Genomic DNA, 17,690 nt, shown 5'->3' on the forward strand with positions numbered 1-17,690 from the left:
GGCGCCCGGGGCGGTGTCGTTTTCCGGCCAGGCCCCGTTCAGCCCACGCCGGCGTTGAGGAAGATCCCGCCGTCGACGACGAGCGTCTGGCCGGTGATCCAGTCCGACTGTCCCGAGGTCAGGAACGCGGCGGTGCCGCCGATGTCGGAGGGCACGCCGAGCCGGGCGAGCGGGTAGGCGGCGGCCGCCTCCGCCTCGCGGCCCTCGTACAGGGCCTCGGCGAACTTCGTCTTCACCACGGCCGGGGCGATCGCGTTGACCCGCACACGCGGCGCGAACTCGTGCGCCAGCTGCTGGGTCAGGTTGATCATCGCGGCCTTGCTGACGCCGTACGCGCCGATGAAGGGCGAGGCGGAGAGTCCCGCGACGGAGGCGATGTTGACGATCGCGCCACCGTTGTCCTTCTGCCAGGCGTGCCAGGTCCGCTGCGCGAAGCCGAGCGCGGAGACCACGTTGGTCTCGAAGACCTTGCGGGCCACGTCCAGGTCGAGGTCGGCGATCGGCCCGAACACCGGGTTCGTGCCGGCGTTGTTGACCAGGAAGTCGACCCGGCCGAAGGCCTCCATGGTGCGCTCGACGGCGGTGGCCTGGTGCGCCAGGTCGTGCGCCTTGCCGGCGACGCCGATGACCCGGTCGGCGCCGAGCTGCTCGACGGCCTCCTTGAGCGCGTCCTCGTTGCGGCCGGTGATGCAGACCCGGTCGCCGCGGGCGACGAGCGCCTCGGCGACGCCGTAGCCGATGCCGCGGCTGGCGCCCGTGACGAGGGCGACCTTGCCGGAGAGTGCGGGCAGTTCAGTCATGTTCGTGATCCCCAGTGCTCCTAGTGCTCCCTGGCTGCCTTTAGTCGAGCGGTCCGCCGGCGACGTACAGCACCTGACCGGAGACGAAGCCGGCGGCCTCGTTCGTGAAGAACGCGATCGCGTTGGCGATGTCGTCGGGCTCGCCGACGCGCGCGACCGGGATCTGGGTGGCGGCCGCGGCCTTGAACTCCTCGAAGCCCATGCCGACCCGGGCGGCGGTCGCGGCGGTCATGTCGGTGGCGATGAAGCCGGGGGCGACGGCGTTGGCGGTGATGCCGAACTTGCCGAGCTCGATGGCGAGGGTCTTGGTGAAGCCCTGGAGACCGGCCTTGGCGGCGGAGTAGTTGGCCTGGCCGCGGTTGCCGAGCGCCGAGGAGGACGACAGGTTGACCACCCGGCCGAAGCCGGCGTCGACCATGTGCTTCTGAACGGCCTTGGTCATCAGGAAGGAGCCGCGCAGGTGCACGCCCAGGACGGTGTCCCAGTCGGCGACGCTCATCTTGAACAGCAGGTTGTCGCGGAGCACGCCCGCGTTGTTGACGAGGATCGTCGGCGCGCCGAGCTCCTCGACGATGCGTGCGATCGCCGCCTCGACCTGGGCCTCGTCGGAGACGTCGGCGCCGATCGCGACGGCCTTGCCGCCCGCCGCGGTGATCTTCTCGACGGTGTCCTTGCAGGCGGCCTCGTCGAGGTCGACTACCGCGACCGCACGGCCTTCCGCGGCCAGCCGTACGGCGGTGGCGGCGCCGATGCCGCGCGCCGCGCCCGTGACCACGGCGACCCGCTGCTCAGTGGTGGACATTGCTGGTTCTCCTCGCCCTTGAGAAAATCTGGATGCGCCCGAGTGGTGAGCGACCGCTTAGTACCTTCGACAGACGTGACGCTAGAAGCCCTGGCACCCGGTGTCAACGCCACACGGCGCGGGTGTGATCCATTACCTCACCAGCAGTTCCAGCAGCCGCTCCGTCTCGGCCGCGGGATCGGTGGTGAGTCCCGTGTGGACGGGGCCGGGCTGGACGATCGCCGAGCGGGGCGCGATCAGCCAGCGGAAGCGCCGTCCGGCGTCGTCGTGCGCCGCCTGTCCGGCCGACGCGCCGCCCGCGCACACCCCCTCGACCGCCCGCAGGGCGGCACGCACCCCGGTCACGTCGGCGTCCGGGTCCAGCGCCAGCAGCTTCGCCTCGTCGAGGTGGGTGCGGGCACCGACGTAGTCCTGGCCGCGGCAGTACACCAGCACGCCCGCGTTGATGCACTCGCCGCGCTCGACACGCGGTACCACGCGCAGCAGGGCGTACTCGAAGACGTCCCGGCCGCCGCCCTGGCCCGGCCGGATGATGTGACGCTCGTTCACTTGATTCCCTCGATGCGGTCGTGGATGACGGCGGCACGGGCGAGCAGCGGGGCCGCGTAGGCCCGCCGGAGCGCGTCCGGGGTGTCGAAGCCGGGCTCGTCCGCCAGCCAGACGTCGGGGATCTCGGCGGTGACCTCGGCGAGGAGTTCGGCGGTGACCAGCGGCGCCAGCTCCGCCGCCGCGGCCGCGACGTCCGGCCCGAACGGGGCGAGCGCGTGGTCGGAGGCGTCGTAGGGGCGGGCCGCGGAGGTCTCGGCGGTGGGCCAGTTGTGCTGCCAGATCATGGTGGCGCCGTGGTCGATGACCCACAGGTCGCCGCGGTGCACCAGCAGGTTGGGGTTGCGCCAGGAGCGGTCGACGTTGTTCACGAGCGCGTCGAACCAGACGATCCGGCCGGCCTCCTCGGAGGTCACCGGGAAGGCGAGCGGGTCGAAGCCGAGGGCGCCGGAGAGGAAGTCCATGCCGAGGTTGGTGCCGCCGCTGGACTTCAGCAACTCCTGTACCTGCTGGTCGGGTTCGCCCAGGCCGAGCACGATGTCGAGCTGCGCGGTCACCAGGCGGGGCACCCGGAAGCCGAGCCTGCGGGCGAGTTCGCCGCAGACGACCTCGGCGACGAGCGTCTTGCGGCCCTGTCCGGCGCCGGTGAACTTCATGACGTACAGACCGAGGTCGTCGGCCTCGACGAGTCCCGGCAAGGAGCCGCCCTCACGCAGGGGGGTGACGAAGCGGGTCGCGGTGACTTCCTTGAGCATCGCCCCAGGCTACTGGGCCTGGGGCGATGCGGGGCCGACAGCTCCGCGACAGCTCTGGCTTACGCCACGCTCATCTCGCACGGGTCAATATCGCGGCACTGTCCGGACTTGGCGGGGGCGCTGAACGACCGGCGCCCTCGGCTCGTACCTCTCGGCAGATCAACGCACCCCCCTGGAAGGGAACCTCCAGCATGACCAGCGCATCGATCAAGTCCGCGTCGGGGCCTGCCCGCCGTACCGTCGTGGCAGCCGCCGGAGCCGCGGGGCTCTCCGTCGCGCTGACCGCGTGCGGAGGCTCCGACGACGACTCGTCGAGCTCGTCCGCCTCGGCCGGCACGTCGGGTTCCACCGGGTCCACCGAAGCCGCGAGCAGCGGTGGCACGGGGGGCGGGGACAACGCCGCGGCCGGTGCCGCGCTCGCCACGACCGCCGACATACCCGAGGGCGGTGGCAAGGTCTTCGGCTCCGAGAAGGTGGTCGTCACCCAGCCGACGGCGGGCACGTACAAGGCGTTCTCCGCCGTCTGCACCCACCAGGGCTGCGCGGTGAAGAGCATCAGCGACGGCGTGATCAACTGTCCCTGTCACAACAGCAACTTCTCGATCACGGACGGCAGTGTGAAGAGCGGTCCCGCGCAGAAGCCGCTGCCCGAGGTGGCGATCACCGTCAGCGGGGACTCGATCACGCTGGCCTGACGGCCGGCCGCCGCAGGCACGCCAGCACCTCGTCCGTGGTCGCGACCGTAGCGACCAATGCGAGGGTGTGGCGGATCATCGCGGGGGTGTAGTCGGCAGGCACCCCGGCGATGGCGTCCGACGGCACGACGGCCGTGTAGCCGCGGTTGACGGCGTCGAAGACGGTGTTCGGGATCGCCACGTTGGCCGAGACGCCGGTCACGACCAGGGTGCGGCAGCCCAGGTTGCGCAGCAGGGCGTCGACGTCGGTGCCCTGGACCGGCGACAGTCCGTGCAGCCTCCGTACCACGAGGTCCTGCTCGGCGACCTCGATCGGGGGAGCCGGGCGGGTCGCGTCGGTGCCGGTCAGCTGCTGGACGGGCAGCCGTTCGGCGGCACGGAACAGCCGGGCGTTGCGGTTGGCGCCCCGGCCGTCGGGTCGGCGTTCGGCGACGGCGTGCACGACCTGGACGCCGCTCGCGTGGGCGGCCGCGACCAGCCGGGCGACGTTGTCGAGGGCCCCCGACTCCCGTGCCGCACGGGCGAGCTGGGGCAGCGCGGCACCGGGCCCGACGACGCCCTGCTGGCACTCCACCGTGATCAGTACGGTGCTCGCCGGGTCGAGGAGGGCGCTGAGCTGTTCGTACGACGGCATGACTCCCCCTGGCGTCGGTGTGGAGCGGGCGACAGTAACCGCCATTGCGCGCACAAGGAAGAAGACCCATGCTTTCCTGACGGTATTTCAGGAGAGCGGCACGTACCCACAAGAAAAGAATGAGGGGGCCGGATGACCGTCACTCAGCGCCGGGGCCGGAAGATCATGATGTCGCCGGGTGAACTGGACGCGTTCCTCACCCTCCAGCGCACCTGTCGGGTCGCGACCGTGTCCACCGACGGCGCCCCGCACGTCAGCGCCCTGTGGTTCCTCTGGGACGGCACCGCGTTGTGGCTGTACTCGGTCGTGCGCAGCAAGCGCTGGGCGGACCTGAACCGCGATCCGCGGGTCGCGATCGTGATCGACACGGGCGAGGAGTACGACGCGCTGCGGGGCGTGGAGCTGTCCGGCGCGGTGGAGTTCGTGGGCGAGAGCCCGCGCACCGGGGAACTGTGCGCCGAACTCGACGCCGTGGAGACGCTGTTCGCACGCAAGAACTTCGACCTGGACGCGATGCCGCACGACGGCCGGCACGCGTGGGTGAAGCTGAAGCCGGCGAAGATCGTGTCCTGGGACTTCCGCAAGCTGGGCGGTGCGTAGGGCCGTTCAGCCCACGACGCGGCCAATGGCTCGACCCACGGCTCAGCCCACGGCTCAGCCCACGGCCTGCCCCGCCGCCTTGAGCGCCGCGACCGCCGCCCGGATCGACGGGCGGCGGTCGGCGTCCGCCCGCCAGAGCACGTACACATGCCGGCGCACCCGCTGCCGCAGCGGGACCGTCACCACACCCTCGGGCACCGGGTGACGGCCGAGCAGCGGCGCGATGCACACGCCCAGTCCGGCGGCCACCAGACCGAGTTGGGTGTGCGTCTCGGCCGCCCGGTGGCCGACGATCGGCTCGACGCCCCGGGAGCGCAGCGTGAACATCAGCCACTCGTGACAGAACTCCCCCTCGCCCCAGGTGATCCACTCGTCCTCGGCGAACTCCGCCAGATCGACCTCGTCCCGGTCCGCGAGGGGATGCCCGGCCGGCATCGCGACATCGGCCGGATCGTCCAGGATGGGCGCCTTGACCAGGCCGTCCGGCACCGGCATCGGCTTGTTGTACCAGTCCAGGACGACGGCGAGGTCGAGATCGCCGCGGACCACGCCCGCGACCCCGCGCTCCGGTTCCAGTTCGCACGAGCGCAGGCGCAGCCCCGGGTGCGCCTTGCGCAGCTCGGCGAGCGCGACGGGGAACAGCCCGCGTGCCGCGGTCGGGAACGCGGAGAGCCGCAGCTCTCCCACCACCTGCCCGCGCTGGGCCTCCAGATCGGACTGGGCGAGCTCGACCTGCGACAGGATCCGGGACGCGTGGTCGGCGAGCAGCCGCCCGGCGTCCGTGAGCCGCACGCCTCGGCCCTGCTTGGCGAGGAGCCGCTGCCCGACCTCCCGTTCCAGCTTGGCCATCTGCTGCGAGACGGCCGAGGTGGTGATGTGCAGGCCCAGGGCGGCGCCACTGACCGACCCGTGCCGGGCCAGGGCGTCGAGGGTGCGCAGGCGCTCCAGGTTCAACATATAAGCGATGCTACGAGATATCGCTCGAATATTCTCGATTGTGTGACGAGACGACGTACAGCATCGTTACGCTCATGACTGCTGTCACCGCCCCCGCCCGGTCCTCCTCCCCGCCGGCCCCCGCCCGCCCGCGCCGCACCCTGGACTGGCGGCTGCGCTTCGGCGTGCTGTCGCTGATCTGGGGATTCAGCTTCCTGCTGATCAAGGTGGGCACCGACGGCTACGCACCCTTCCAGGTCACCCTGGGCAGGTTGCTGTTCGGTACGGCGGTGCTGGCGGTCGCGATGGTGGTGAAGCGCGAGCGGCTGCCGCGCGGAGCCCGCACCTGGGCGCATCTGACGGTGGCGGCGTTCCTCCTCAACGCCCTGCCCTTCTCCCTGTTCGCCTACGCCGAGCTGACCATCCCCTCCACCCTGGCCGGGATCTGCAACGCGACCTCGCCCCTGTGGGGCATGGCCCTGTCCCTGGTGGCGCTGTCGGAGGACCGGCCGACCCGGCTGCGCGTGGCGGGCCTGGGCCTCGGCTTCCTGGGCGTCCTGACGGTGCTCGGCGCCTGGCAGGGCTTCCACGGCCTGGACGCCCGGGGCACGACCCTGGCCCTGCTGGCCTCGTTCAGCTACCCGATCGGCTGGATCTACCTGCGCCGCACCCTGGCGAACACCGGCTCCTCGGCCCTGTCGATGACGGGCGGACAGCTCCTGCTGGCCACGCTCCAACTGGCCGTGGTCACCCCGCTGTTCACCTCCTTCCCGAGCCGATTCCCGCTGGTCCCGCTGCTCGCGACGGCCGCCCTGGGAGCGCTCGGCACGGGCCTCGCCCTGCTGATCCAGTACGGCCTGGTCGCGGAGGTCGGCCCCACGACGGCCCAGATGGTCACCTACTTCATCCCCGTCATCGCGACGGCGGCGGGCGTCGCGATCCTCGGCGAGCCACTGAGCTGGTCGACCCCGGTGGGCGCGGCGATCGTCCTGGCGGGAGCGGCACTGACCCAGGCGCGGGGCAGGACCTGATCCCGGGGCACGGAGCGCCGGCTGCCCGGCGGCCCCACCGCGAAGGCACGAGACTCCACGACGCCCTGCACCCGCCGAGGCCGCCCGGCACGGGACGGCCCCGGCACGGGACGGCAACCACCCCCGCATCGCTGCCGCGGAGGCACGCGAACCCACGACGACCGGCACCGCCCGCCAGCGCCCCGCAGCTCCGGAGCGGAAGCACGACGACCCGGGACGACTGCGCACCCTCCAGGACCGCGCCTCGGGGCGGCTCCACGCTCCACGCCCTAGACGTACCCGCGGGTGCCGCCCACCCGTACCGCGGAGGCGACCGCGTCCGCCAGTGGGCCGACCTCCTCGTGGGCGAGCGTCGACACGGTGATCCGGATCCCCGGCGGAGCCTCGATCCGGAACCGCGCCCCGGGCGCGACGGCCCACCCCGCCTGGAGCATCCGGGCGACGGCCCCCGTCTCGTCCGGCACCGGAATCCACACGTTCATCCCGCTGCGGCCGCGCGCCTCGACCCCCCGCCCGGCCAGCGCCGTGATCAGCGCGTCGCGCCGGCTCCCGTACGCCTCGGCGACCGCCCGCGCGTCCACCGCGCCGTCGGCCCACAGCCGCAGCACCGCCCGCTGGGTGATCCGGCTGACCCACCCGGGCCCGAGCCGCTGCCGCCCGCGCACCCGGTCAAGGGTGACCTCGTCCCCGGTGAGCACGGCGAACCGCAGGTCGGGCCCGTACGCCTTGGCCACCGAGCGCACGAACGCCCAGTGCCGGGTGACGCCCGCGAGGGGGTGCAGCGGAAGGTCGACGATGCCATGACCGTGGTCGTCCTCGACGAGCACGGCCCCCGGGTGGTCCCGCAGCACGGCCCGCAGGGCACGCGCGCGTGCGGCACTCACCGCCGCGCCGGTCGGGTTCTGCGCCCGGTCGGTGACGATCAGGGCGCGCGCCCCGGCCTCCAGGGCATGACGCACCTGCTCGGGCAGCGGGCCGTCGTCGTCGACGCCGACCGGAACCGGGCGCAGCCCGAGCGCCGGGACGAGGTCGAGCAGGGAGCCCCAGCCGGGATCCTCGACCGCCACGGTGTCGCCCGGCCTCACATGCGCGGCGAGGACGCGTTCGATCGCGTCCAGCGAACCGGAGGCGACGGCCACGGATCCGGCCGGCACGCCGTCCGCGTCCAGTTCGGCCCGCGCCAGCCGTGCCAGTTCGGGCTCCAGCGGAGCGTGTCCGTACAGGACCGGCTCCCGGTCGCCCTGCGCCGCGGCCCACGCGAAGGCCGGCGCCAGCGGTGGCAGCAGCGCGGTGTCCGGGTTGCCGGCGGCCGCGTCCCGTACGCCCTCCGGCACCTCGACCCGGAGGAACTCGCGCCCGGTCGTGGCGGGCTTCGACCGCACCCGGCTGCCCCGCCGGCCGTCGGTCTCGATCACTCCGCGCTCCCGCAGGGTGCGATACGCGGCCGCGACGGTGTTCGGGTTCACCCCCAGCGCGGTCGCCAACTCCCGCATGGGAGGGAGCAGCTGCCCGGGACTCAGCTCACCCGCACCCACCGCCGTCTCGATGCTCGCGGAAATGTCCGCTGCACGTCGGCCTTTGATCGGATATTCTCCTAGCACAAAGCCTATTATGCACTAGTGCAATGGAGAACGCCATGCAGGGGACCCCGGAGACGACGACACGGCCCGCCGCCTACACCCCGACCGACCGCACGATCCCCACGCGGTCCGCGCAGAAGGCCTCGTACGACAGGGACCTCGTGCACGCGATACTCGACGAGGGCTACGTCTGCCACCTCGGTTTCGTCCGCGACGGCGCGCCGGTCGTGCTGCCGACCCTGTACGGCAGGGTCGGCGAGACGCTCTACGTGCACGGCTCCACGGGTTCGCGCCCGCTGCGGATGACGGGAGAGGCGGACCCGGGGCTGCCGGTGTGCCTGACGGTGACGCACGTCGACGGTCTGGTGCTGGCCCGCTCGGCCTTCCACCACTCGATCAACTACCGCTCGGTCGTGGTGCACGGCCTCGCGTACGACGTGACGGACCCGCAGGAGAAGCTCACCGCGCTCGACGCCCTCGTCGACCATGTCGTCCCGGGCCGGGCCGCCGACTCACGCCCCGCCAACAAGAAGGAGCTGGCGGCGACCGCGGTGATCCGCCTCGACCTGAACGAGGTCTCGGCCAAGACCCGCACCGGCGGGGTGAACGAGGAACCGGAGGACCTCGCCCTCCCCCACTGGGCCGGCGTGCTCCCGCTGCGCAAGGGCTACGACGCCCCTCTCCCGGAGGCCGACCTCGCCCCCGGCATCGTGCTCCCCGACTACCTCGCGGTGCCGTGATGCTCATCCACCCCTGGGACGCGCCCCACGACGACGGCGAGTGGCGCACCTGGCTGTCCGCCCACGACTTCGGCCAGCTCGCCGTCAACGGCCCGGCGGGCGAGCCGCCGTTCGTCCAGCCGTTGCACTTCGCCTACGACCCCGACGCGGGCGAGGCCCTCACCCATCTGGCCCGTCCCAACCCGCTGTGGCCCGCCCTGGAGGCGGACCCGACCGTGATCCTGAGCGTGGTCGACGACTACGTGTTCGTCCCCGGCCCGTGGCAGGCACCGCCGGGTGCCCCCGCCGAGTACGGCACCCCGACGAGCTTCTACGCGGCGGTCCAACTCCGCTGCACCGCTCATCTCGTGGACGATCCGACCGCCAAGGCCGAGCTGCTCGCACGCCAGCTGGGTCACTTCCAGCCGGAGGGCGGCTCCGCCCGGCCCACGGTCGGCGAGGCGCCGTACGGCCGTCTGCTCTCCGGCATCCGTGGTGTCCGGCTCGAGGTGACCGGCGTACGGGCGAAGTTCAAGTACGCGGCCCACCGGCCGGGTGAGACCCAGGACCGCATCGCCGCCGGCCTGGCCGCCCGCGGCGGCCCGCGCGACGCCGCGGCCGGCGAGCACCTGTCGAGACGACGCCGGGCATGACCGCCCGAGGTGACGTACGGGAGGGCGCGAGAAGGGCCGGCGCCCGGGGTGGACCCGGAGCCTAGGCAGCCGTTCCGCGGGCCGACAGCTCTCTTTCGGGACTACCGCCGGCCACCGGCTCCGAGGCGCCCTTGGCCGGCGCGGACGACTGCGCGATGAAGGCACCCAGGAGAACCACCGCCCCGCCCACGATCTGCGGTGCCGAGAGGTGCTCGCCGAGCAGCACCCACGCCAGGACCGTCGCGATGACCGCCTCCAGACAGGCCACCACACCCGCGACCTGGGGAGAGAGCCGGCGCACGGACACCACGCCGGTGACGTACGCGACCACCGTGGCGATGAGCACGATCCAGCCGAGCAGCAGCCAGGCGGGGACCTCGGTGCCGTTCATGCCGGCGGTGTGCGCGAGCGCGGACCAGTCCATGCCCCAGGGGCGGGAGACGGCGGTCAGGACGACGGCGCCCACGAGGAGGCCGTACGCGATGACGCCGAGCGGATCGGGGGCGTCGTCCCCGGAGTCGCTGCCCTGGTCGGACAGGACGAAGTAGCCGACCTGGCAGCAGGCGGCCGCGAGGGCGAGCAGCAGTCCGACGACGTCGAAACTCAGCCCCGTCCAGACCTCGACGACACAGGCCAGCCCGCCCACCGCGAGGACCACACCGAGCGCGGCGGCGCGCGTCACCGGCCGCCGCTGCACGAACCGCACCCAGCCGAGCACCAGCGCGGGCGCGAGGTACTCGACGAGGAGCGCGACACCGACCGGGATGCGGGAGATCGCGGCGAAGTAGAACGCCTGCACTCCCGCCACGCCGAGCAGACCGAACCCGGCGAGCAGCGCCGGGCGGGTGCGCAGCAGGGCGCGGTGCCGTACGGCGAGCGGCAGCATCACCAGGGCCGCGCCGGTCACCCGCAGCCACACCACGTGCAGCGGATCGAGGCCCGCCTCGATCAGCGGCTTGGCCGCGACCCCGGATCCGCCGAAGGCGATGGCCGATCCGATCGCCAGACCGAGCCCGATGCCCTTTCCGCGGTTGCCCTCACTGCTCACAGACGTATGCACCGGGACATGATGACAGGCGATGACATGAGCGTCATCCCCGTTGACACCTGTCTCATCGGCTGGACGGCCGCGGCCGGCGGGCGAGGGCGGCCCGGGGCGGGCTCAGCAGGCGCCTTCGCGGCCTCCCACGCGGGCCTCGCGCTCCCGCGGACCGTCCTCGATCCGTGCGCGCAGGGCGTGGACGTCGACGGCGGCGCGGGTCAGCACCTCGACGGCCCGCGCCTGCGGGTCCGCGACGATCGCCGCGAGCAGGTCGACGCCCCGGACCCGCGCTCCGTCACCCTGGGCCCGCGCTCCGTCGCGCCGGGCGGCCCGCACGCACGCGTGCTCCAGCGCGGCCGCGGCCAGTGGGGAGAAACCCTCGACGACCGTCACGAGGGGCAAGGTCCCGGAGTCCTCGACTCCGCTCTGCCAGCGCAGGCCGTAGCCGATGCTGCGCTGGACGAGGTAGCCGAGCAGCCGGGCGAGCTGGGGTCCGCCGTCGAAGGCGGCGCGCACCTGCGGGTCCTGCTCCAGGAGCGAGTGCAGCAGGTGGGCCGTGTCGATCTGCCGGTCCCCGTCCCGCACCGCCCTGCGACGGGCGGCGGCGAGCGCCGCCGCGGGCTCGGCGGCGAGCCTGGGGTCGTCGTCCATGCCGTGCGCCACCGGGTTGTGAGGCGACTGCCGGGAAGTACGGGATTGCACAACCCCACCCCATCAGTCCGGCCGGGTGCGGTCATCCCCGGCGGGGAGCATCTTCGCGTCCCACGCAGAGCGGACCCCGGCCGCCTGATCTCCTCCCTACGGAGGAGATCAGGCGCTGTCGGCGCCGGGGCGCGCGCCGACCTGTCGTACGCCCCCTCCACATTTCCTGACGGTTCGTCAGTATTGAATGTTCGAGGCCCTGGAGCTACGTTCCGCGACACCGCAGCCCCAGTTGCCCGACACGAAGAGGTGGTCGCATGGCCGAAGTCAGCGCGGAGGCACGCATCCAGGCACCGGCCGAGAAGGTGTGGGCCCAGCTCACCGACTGGCCGGCGTACGGGGAGTGGAACGCGACCCACACCAACTTTCCCAAGGGCGGCCCCGAGACCCTCGAAGTGGGCACGACCTTCCAGGAGAACATGAAGCTCATGGGGTTCCCGGCCGAGGTCGAGTGGACCGTGGCGGAACTGGAGCCCGCCCGGGTGCTGACCATCCGCGGGAAGGGCCCGATGGCGGTGTCCGTCACCACCCGCTACACCCTGACCCCCGACGGGGACGCCACGACGGTCCGCATCGACGGCGAGTTCACGGGCGCGGCCGTGTCGCTGATGGCGGGCAGGCTCAAGGACTCGGGCACGGCCGCGCTGAACGAGTCGCTGCGCAAGCTGGGCGGACTGGTCGCCTGACCGGCGAGGCGCACAACAGGCGAGGCGCACGGCGCACGGAGGCGCCCCGCGGATGACTCCGCGGGGCGCCTCGGCATCGCCGTACGGCGATCAGTCCTCGTCGGCGAGGATCAGGTACAGCTTCTTGCGGGCGTCGTTGATGACCGTGAGCGCCTTGTCGCGCTGCTCCTTGCTGCCGGTCTTCCAGACCTGCCCGAAGGCCTCCATCAGGCCGAAGCCGGCCTGGCGGATCTCACTGAGAGCCTCCCAGTCGACCCCGCGCGAGGCCTCCTCCCAGGGAGCCTCGGGGCCCTCCTCGGCGGCCGTGCGGCCTTCACCGGTGAGCGAGAACAGCTTCTTGCCGCCTTCGCTCTCACTGCTGATCAGGCCCTCGTCCTCCAGCAGCTGGAGGGTGGGGTACACCGAGCCCGGGCTGGGCTTCCACGCCCCGCCGGTGCGTTCGGCGATCTCCTGGATCATCTCGTAGCCGTGCATGGGCCGGTCCTTGAGCAGGGCCAGGATCGAGGCCCGTACGTCACCGCGCCGCGCCCTCCCCCTGGGTCCGCCACGCCCTCGTCCGCCCCAGGGGCCACCGAAGCCCGGCCCGAAGCCGGGACCGCCGGGGCCGAATCCCGGACCGCCGGGGCCACCCGGACCGAAGGGTCCGAAGGCCGCCCGCCGTCCGTCGAAGCTGCCGCGGCCGCGCCGGGGGCCGTCCTGTCCATGTCCACGCTCGAATCCGTGGGTACGCATCGCAAACCACTCCTTCATTCCATCGTTGATCTGTCGCGATGCGTCAACGATATATCGAAACAGTTCGCTTGGCAAGGATCCTGGGCGTCCCCGGGTACGCGGGCCGTCCGAGGTGCGAAGACGTCCGCAGTCCGGGTGCGGAGACGTCCGTCGTCCGGGGTGCGAGACCGGCCGCCGAGCGGGGTGCGGAGGCCGTTTAGGGTGCGGACATGACTTCCCGCAGCCCCTCGCACGGCACCCCGGACACCTATCTCTCCGAACTGTTCTCGTTGGAGGGCCGGGTCGCCCTGGTGACCGGCGGCAGTTCCGGCATCGGCCGGGCCATCGCCGGCGCCCTCGCCCGGGCGGGGGCGAGCGTGGTGATCGTGGCGCGCAAGGAGGCGGAGCTGGCCGCCACCGTCGACGAGCTGACGGCGGACGGCTGCCGGGCGGCCTGGGTGAGCGCCGACCTCGGCACCCGCGACGGGGTGCGCGCCGCCGCGGAACAGGCGGCGGCGGTGTACGGCGAGCCCGACATCCTCGTCAACTGCGCCGGGATCAACCTGCGGCCGCCGATGGGCGAGCTGGGCGAGGAGGTGTGGGACGCCACGATGGCGGTGAACCTGGAGGCGCCCTACCTGCTGGGCCTGCGGTTCGGGCCCGGGATGGCCGAGCGCGGCTTCGGACGGATCATCCACATCACGTCCCAGCAGGCACACCGCGCGTTCGTCCAGAGCGGCGCGTACGGCGTCTCCAAGGGAGCCCTGGAGTCGCTGGCCCGCTCCCAGGCGGAGGCGTGGTCGCCGTACGGCGTCACCTGCAACACACTCGTGCCCGGCTTCGTCCTGACCCCGCTCAACATGCGGCTGCAGTCCGACCCGGAGAAGGTGGCGGCGCTTGCCGCGCGCACGATGGTCGGGCGCAACGGCCTGGCCGAGGACTTCGCCGGAGCCGCCGTGTTCCTGGCCGGCCGTTCCTCCGGCTATGTGACCGGGCAGGCGCTCTTCGTCGACGGCGGCTTCTCCGTGCACTGACGTCCATGACCGTCCATGGCCGACCAGGCATGTCCGTGGACGTCCACGGACATCCGCAGAGTGGAGCCCGGCGGCGCCGCACGGGGAGCGGAAGCCCTACGTACTAAGCCGCCTGTGGGGCGAAGGGGACGATCTCGTCGCCTCCGGGCTGCACCAGGCCGTACGTGCTCTCGGGGACCTTGTTCCAGGCGCCGGGCATGTCACCCAGGGGCTCGGAGACGATGAGACGGGTCTCGTCGGACACCTCGCGCAGGAAGGCCAGGTCGGGGTGGAGCGCTCGGAGCGTCTCCACCCGGGTGCTGTAGAACAGCGAGCGTGAGTCTCCCTGGCTGGAGTAGCGGAAGGCCCACAGCCGTTCCCCGTCGGTCACGGCGACCGTCATCTGGACCGGGTACTCCACCCCGTGTGCGCGGCCGGTGCGTTCCACCAGGCCGACCATCCGGGCGACGGCGCCCGGCGGATCCTCCTCCAGGCCGAGGGTGAGGGCCAGGAAGAACATCATTTCGGAGTCCGTCGACCCCTCGATGTCGAGGAAGAGCTGCGGGTCGACGGAGAGGGCGAGGTCCCGGCGCATCCGGTGGAAGTCCGCGATCGCGCCGTTGTGCATCCACATCCAGCGCCCGTGCCGGAAAGGGTGCGAGTTGGTCTGCTGCACCGCCGAGCCGGTCGAGGCCCGGATGTGCGCGAAGAACAGCGGTGAGCGGACGTGACCGGCGATCTCCCGCAGGTTGCGGTTGCTCCACGCCGGGCCGATCTCCCGGACCACCGCGGGGGTCCCGTCGCCCCCGTCGGGCCCGTACCAGCCGACGCCGAAGCCGTCACCGTTGGTCGTCTCCACACCCATCTTGGAGTGCAGGCTCTGGTCGATCAGCGAGTGCTCCGGCCGGTAGAGAATCGTTTCGAGCAGGACGGGGGTTCCCGAGTAGGCGAGCCAACGGCACATCGTCTACCGCCTTCCTGATGATGCGGACGGGGGGTTCCCCGGTCAGGCCGCGGGCCTGTCCGGATTCACCACGCACAGCGCCCAGATGATGAACCCGGAGAACGCGATCATCACGACGGACCAGACCGGGTAGTACGGCAGGGAGAGGAAGTTGGCGATGACGATCAGCCCGGCGATGGCCACGCCGGCGACCCGCGCCCACATCGCCGACTGGAACAGTCCCATGCTGACGATCACCGCGACCGCGCCCAGGGCGAGATGGATCCAGCCCCAGCCGGTGAGGTCGAACGCGAAGACGTAGTTGCGGGTGGAGAGGAAGACGTCGTCCTCGGCGATCCCCATGATGCCCCGGAAGATGTCGAGCACTCCGGCGAGCATGAGGGTGACGGCGGCGAAGGCCATCAGGCCTTCGGCCCAGTTCTGTCTGGCCGCGTGCCCCTTGGCCGACGGTGTGTGGGTGGGGTGTGTCGCAGTCATCCCGAAGCCTCGATTCGGTTGCGTGGGCTCGGTTCTCGTCCGGCTCCGCCGTACTCAGTGGCGGGAGCCGCTCAGCACCATCTGCTTGGCCCTGTTGAACTCCTCGTCCGTGATGTCGCCGCGGGCACGGATCTCCGAGAGCTTGGCGAGTTCGTCGACGCTGCTGGTGGGCGCCGTGCCCTTGGCGGTCTCGCGGACATAGCTGTCGAAGGCCTGCTGCTGGTCCCGCGCCTGCTTGATCTCCCGGCGCCCCATGTTCTTGCCCCGCGCGATCACGTAGACGAAGACGCCCAGGAAGGGCAGCACGATGCAGAACACCAGCCAGCCGGCCTTGGCCCAGCCGCTGAGTTCGTCGTCCCGGAAGATGTCCACGACGATCCGGAACAGCAGGACGAACCACATGATCCACAGGAAGAACACCAGCATGGTCCAGAAGGCGCTCAGCAGCGGATAGTCGTAGGCGAGGTACGTGTCCCCACTCATCTCTTCCTCCGTTCCGGGCCGGGGCCCGTATGCCGTTGTGTGGCGATCTCAGCGTGCGTGCGAGAGGTCCCGGCGTCCTCACCCGGGACGGGTGAGAGCGCCGGCCGTCTCAGACCGTCCCCGCGGGAGTTCCCGGCTCCGCCGCCCGCGCCCGGCGCACCGCGGCCCGCCAGGCGAAGGCGACCGCCGCCTCGACCAGCCCGAGCAGGACGAGCCACAGGCCGAGCAGCCGGGTCAGCGCCCTGGCCGACTCGGTGGGCAGGGCGAGCACCACGATCCCCGCGACGATCGCGAACACGGCCGCGCCGAGCACGACTCCCCGGTGCGGCAGGTCCTTGGTGGCGAGCGCGGTGTAGAGGGTGAGGAGGCCGGACACCAGCCAGAGGACCCCGACGATCAGTGAGAGCGTCGCGATGGTCTGCAGCGGGTTCCGCAGACACAGCACCCCGGCGACGACGTACAGCACCGCCAGCAGGAGCCCGGTGAGGCGTTCACCGTGGTCCTCCCTCGCGAAGGCCGCGACGAACCGGAAGCCGCCGGTGACCAGCAGGTACAGGCCGATGAGGACCGCCAGGACGTGCAGGGTCTCGTCCGGCCAGACGAGGATCAGGATGCCCGGCACGAGCGTGGCGACCGCCGAGCCGAGGATCCACGTCCAGGAGCGCCCGAGCACGGCCAGTGCCTCGGCGGGATCGACGCCCACCGGCGCGGAGGCCGCCCCGCCGGGTGGCCGCTCATGGCCGCCGAACGGGTCCTCCGGTCCGGTGTGCGGTGCGGGTCCAGGCGAAACGCTCATGACTCCTCCTCCTGCCCGGCCGGGCGCCTCCGGCGCCCCGGCGCGTCACTCCGGCAGTTGACGCATCTCGAGGACCCGCAGCCCCAGGGACTGGCAGCGGGCCAGCAGCCCGTACAGGTGCGCTTCGTCGACGACGTACCCGAACAGGACGGTCTGACCAGACATGACCACATGGTCCAGTTCCGGGAAGACCCTGGTCAGTACCTCCGACAGGTGTCCGTCGACGCGGATCTCGTAGCGCATGAGCTGCTCTCCCGGGATGGCCTGGGACTGGCTGACTGCGCACTCACCCTGCGATCGTCCGCCCCCGGTGGGTCGGACGTCCTCACCCCGTGCAGGTGATACCTCCTACGACCTGGCTCCGCTAGTGCGTCAGGTAGAGCTTGAAAGAGATGATCAGCAGCCCGAGCACCAGGTTCACCGCGGCCGTGAACCCCACCATCCGCCAGGAGGCTCCGGCCCGCCGTGCCGCCGCCGCCGACCAGCCCACCTGGCCCGCCACGGCGACCGCGAGCGCGAACCAGAGCGCCCCCTGCAGGTCGAGTCCGAGCAGCGGACTGACGGCCACGGCGACGGCCGGCGGGACCGCTGCCTTGACGATGGGCCACTCCTCGCGGCACACGTGCAGCACGGCCCGGCGATCCAGTCTCCGCTGCACCAGCCGCGCCCCGAACAACTGGGCGTGCACATGCGCGATCCAGAACGCCACTCCGGTGAACAACAGCAGCAGCACGAGTTCCAGCCGGGGGAACGAGCCCAGGGTGCCCGCGCCGACGACCACCGAGGCGGCGAGCATGGATCCGTAGACGCCGCCGGTGAAGTCGACGGCGTCCTCGCGCTCGGCGCCCGTCCGAGCCTCCGGGACGTGTTCCGCCCTCGGCATCACGACCTCCCTCGACGAGCGCGACGAGCGCAACGAGTCAGCCGAGTCGGGTGGATCGCTCGGATCGCATGAGTCGCCCGGATCGCATGAGTCGCATGGGTCGGACGAGAGGGTCGCGGGGGCCTCAGGCGGATGTCCACACCCTCATGGCAGCGGAGAAGCCCGGTCGGCGCCTCACCCGC

General features: G+C 71.9%; 23 protein-coding genes. 7 read left to right on the top strand and 16 right to left on the bottom strand.

Annotated features, from left to right (window positions below):
* Positions 1-38: 38 nt before the first annotated feature.
* The 4 genes from ACFVYS_RS37480 to ACFVYS_RS37495 all read right to left on the bottom strand — a co-directional run bounded on the left by ACFVYS_RS37480 (position 39) and on the right by ACFVYS_RS37495 (position 2,903).
* Complete coding sequence (locus tag ACFVYS_RS37480) at positions 39-800, bottom strand: SDR family oxidoreductase (RefSeq protein WP_389509484.1); 762 nt, start codon at positions 798-800, stop codon at positions 39-41.
* Positions 801-840: 40 nt separating this feature from the next.
* Complete coding sequence (gene fabG, locus ACFVYS_RS37485) at positions 841-1,602, bottom strand: 3-oxoacyl-ACP reductase FabG (RefSeq protein WP_054240370.1); 762 nt, start codon at positions 1,600-1,602, stop codon at positions 841-843.
* 132 nt (positions 1,603-1,734) lie between these two features.
* Complete coding sequence (locus ACFVYS_RS37490; protein WP_389509486.1) at positions 1,735-2,151, bottom strand: DUF3037 domain-containing protein; 417 nt, start codon at positions 2,149-2,151, stop codon at positions 1,735-1,737.
* Entirely contained in the window at positions 2,148-2,903 is a 756-nt protein-coding gene (locus tag ACFVYS_RS37495) for a HipA family kinase (protein ID WP_389509487.1), read from the bottom strand. Before ACFVYS_RS37495 ends, ACFVYS_RS37490 begins: the two co-directional genes overlap by 4 nt.
* 191 nt (positions 2,904-3,094) lie before the next feature.
* On the opposite strand from ACFVYS_RS37495, the gene ACFVYS_RS37500 reads away from it, so the two are divergent.
* A complete protein-coding gene (locus ACFVYS_RS37500) occupies positions 3,095-3,598 on the top strand; it encodes a Rieske (2Fe-2S) protein (RefSeq protein ID WP_389509489.1) in 504 nt (167 codons plus the stop codon).
* Here ACFVYS_RS37500 and ACFVYS_RS37505 read toward each other — a convergent pair.
* On the bottom strand, positions 3,585-4,232 hold the full coding sequence (locus tag ACFVYS_RS37505; protein ID WP_389509490.1) for a cysteine hydrolase: 648 nt from the start codon (positions 4,230-4,232) through the stop codon (positions 3,585-3,587). The two genes, ACFVYS_RS37500 and ACFVYS_RS37505, sit on opposite strands and share 14 nt — an antisense overlap.
* Before the next feature lie 132 nt (positions 4,233-4,364).
* Here ACFVYS_RS37505 and ACFVYS_RS37510 point away from each other — a divergent pair, with 132 nt between their 5' ends.
* Positions 4,365-4,832: a pyridoxamine 5'-phosphate oxidase family protein gene (locus tag ACFVYS_RS37510; RefSeq protein WP_389509492.1), complete on the top strand. Its 468-nt coding sequence runs from the start codon at positions 4,365-4,367 to the stop codon at positions 4,830-4,832.
* Positions 4,833-4,886: 54 nt separating this feature from the next.
* Here the strand turns inward: ACFVYS_RS37510 and ACFVYS_RS37515 are convergent, their stop codons facing one another.
* A complete protein-coding gene (locus ACFVYS_RS37515) occupies positions 4,887-5,789 on the bottom strand; it encodes a LysR family transcriptional regulator (RefSeq protein ID WP_389509493.1) in 903 nt (300 codons plus the stop codon).
* A 74-nt stretch (positions 5,790-5,863) separates the two neighbouring features.
* Here ACFVYS_RS37515 and ACFVYS_RS37520 point away from each other — a divergent pair, with 74 nt between their 5' ends.
* Positions 5,864-6,799, top strand: a complete 936-nt coding sequence (locus tag ACFVYS_RS37520; protein ID WP_389509495.1) for a DMT family transporter — start codon at positions 5,864-5,866, stop codon at positions 6,797-6,799.
* A 269-nt stretch (positions 6,800-7,068) separates the two neighbouring features.
* Here ACFVYS_RS37520 and ACFVYS_RS37525 read toward each other — a convergent pair whose 3' ends face one another.
* The gene (locus ACFVYS_RS37525) at positions 7,069-8,400 is read right to left on the bottom strand and encodes an aminotransferase class I/II-fold pyridoxal phosphate-dependent enzyme (protein WP_389509497.1); all 1,332 of its coding nucleotides are present in this window, start codon (positions 8,398-8,400) and stop codon (positions 7,069-7,071) included.
* 35 nt (positions 8,401-8,435) lie between these two features.
* On the opposite strand from ACFVYS_RS37525, the gene ACFVYS_RS37530 reads away from it, so the two are divergent.
* Together ACFVYS_RS37530 and ACFVYS_RS37535 are read left to right on the top strand one after the other, a co-directional pair.
* On the top strand, positions 8,436-9,119 hold the full coding sequence (locus tag ACFVYS_RS37530) for a pyridoxamine 5'-phosphate oxidase family protein (RefSeq protein ID WP_389509499.1): 684 nt from the start codon (positions 8,436-8,438) through the stop codon (positions 9,117-9,119).
* Positions 9,119-9,751, top strand: coding sequence for an FMN-binding negative transcriptional regulator (locus tag ACFVYS_RS37535; protein WP_389509501.1), 633 nt, complete (start codon positions 9,119-9,121; stop codon positions 9,749-9,751). Before ACFVYS_RS37530 ends, ACFVYS_RS37535 begins: the two co-directional genes overlap by 1 nt.
* Before the next feature lie 61 nt (positions 9,752-9,812).
* Here the strand turns inward: ACFVYS_RS37535 and ACFVYS_RS37540 are convergent, their stop codons facing one another.
* Positions 9,813-10,811, bottom strand: coding sequence for a DMT family transporter (locus ACFVYS_RS37540; protein ID WP_389509503.1), 999 nt, complete (start codon positions 10,809-10,811; stop codon positions 9,813-9,815).
* Positions 10,812-10,913: 102 nt separating this feature from the next.
* Entirely contained in the window at positions 10,914-11,444 is a 531-nt protein-coding gene (locus ACFVYS_RS37545; protein ID WP_389509505.1) for a Clp protease N-terminal domain-containing protein, read from the bottom strand.
* Positions 11,445-11,752: 308 nt separating this feature from the next.
* On the opposite strand from ACFVYS_RS37545, the gene ACFVYS_RS37550 reads away from it, so the two are divergent.
* Entirely contained in the window at positions 11,753-12,181 is a 429-nt protein-coding gene (locus ACFVYS_RS37550; RefSeq protein WP_389509507.1) for an SRPBCC family protein, read from the top strand.
* Between the two features lie 90 nt (positions 12,182-12,271).
* Here the strand turns inward: ACFVYS_RS37550 and ACFVYS_RS37555 are convergent, their stop codons facing one another.
* On the bottom strand, positions 12,272-12,913 hold the full coding sequence (locus tag ACFVYS_RS37555; RefSeq protein ID WP_389509509.1) for a PadR family transcriptional regulator: 642 nt from the start codon (positions 12,911-12,913) through the stop codon (positions 12,272-12,274).
* Positions 12,914-13,122: 209 nt separating this feature from the next.
* On the opposite strand from ACFVYS_RS37555, the gene ACFVYS_RS37560 reads away from it, so the two are divergent.
* Positions 13,123-13,926, top strand: a complete 804-nt coding sequence (locus ACFVYS_RS37560) for an SDR family NAD(P)-dependent oxidoreductase (protein WP_389509511.1) — start codon at positions 13,123-13,125, stop codon at positions 13,924-13,926.
* 103 nt (positions 13,927-14,029) lie between these two features.
* Here ACFVYS_RS37560 and ACFVYS_RS37565 read toward each other — a convergent pair whose 3' ends face one another.
* The 6 genes from ACFVYS_RS37565 to ACFVYS_RS37590 form a co-directional block, all read right to left on the bottom strand.
* A complete protein-coding gene (locus tag ACFVYS_RS37565) occupies positions 14,030-14,869 on the bottom strand; it encodes a class II glutamine amidotransferase (RefSeq protein ID WP_389509513.1) in 840 nt (279 codons plus the stop codon).
* Positions 14,870-14,911: 42 nt separating this feature from the next.
* A complete protein-coding gene (locus ACFVYS_RS37570; protein ID WP_389509515.1) occupies positions 14,912-15,346 on the bottom strand; it encodes a hypothetical protein in 435 nt (144 codons plus the stop codon).
* 54 nt (positions 15,347-15,400) lie between these two features.
* Positions 15,401-15,829 (bottom strand): SHOCT domain-containing protein, encoded by a 429-nt coding sequence (locus ACFVYS_RS37575; protein ID WP_389509517.1) that lies wholly within the window; start codon positions 15,827-15,829, stop codon positions 15,401-15,403.
* Positions 15,830-15,938: 109 nt separating this feature from the next.
* Positions 15,939-16,625, bottom strand: coding sequence for an HdeD family acid-resistance protein (locus tag ACFVYS_RS37580; protein ID WP_389509519.1), 687 nt, complete (start codon positions 16,623-16,625; stop codon positions 15,939-15,941).
* 45 nt (positions 16,626-16,670) lie between these two features.
* On the bottom strand, positions 16,671-16,868 hold the full coding sequence (locus ACFVYS_RS37585) for a hypothetical protein (protein ID WP_020132810.1): 198 nt from the start codon (positions 16,866-16,868) through the stop codon (positions 16,671-16,673).
* Positions 16,869-16,989: 121 nt separating this feature from the next.
* Positions 16,990-17,508 (bottom strand): hypothetical protein, encoded by a 519-nt coding sequence (locus tag ACFVYS_RS37590; RefSeq protein WP_389509521.1) that lies wholly within the window; start codon positions 17,506-17,508, stop codon positions 16,990-16,992.
* Between the last annotated feature and the right edge of the window lie 182 nt (positions 17,509-17,690).

Source organism: Streptomyces sp. NPDC058295 (assembly GCF_042880655.1).
Lineage (GTDB): Bacteria > Actinomycetota > Actinomycetes > Streptomycetales > Streptomycetaceae > Streptomyces > Streptomyces coriariae.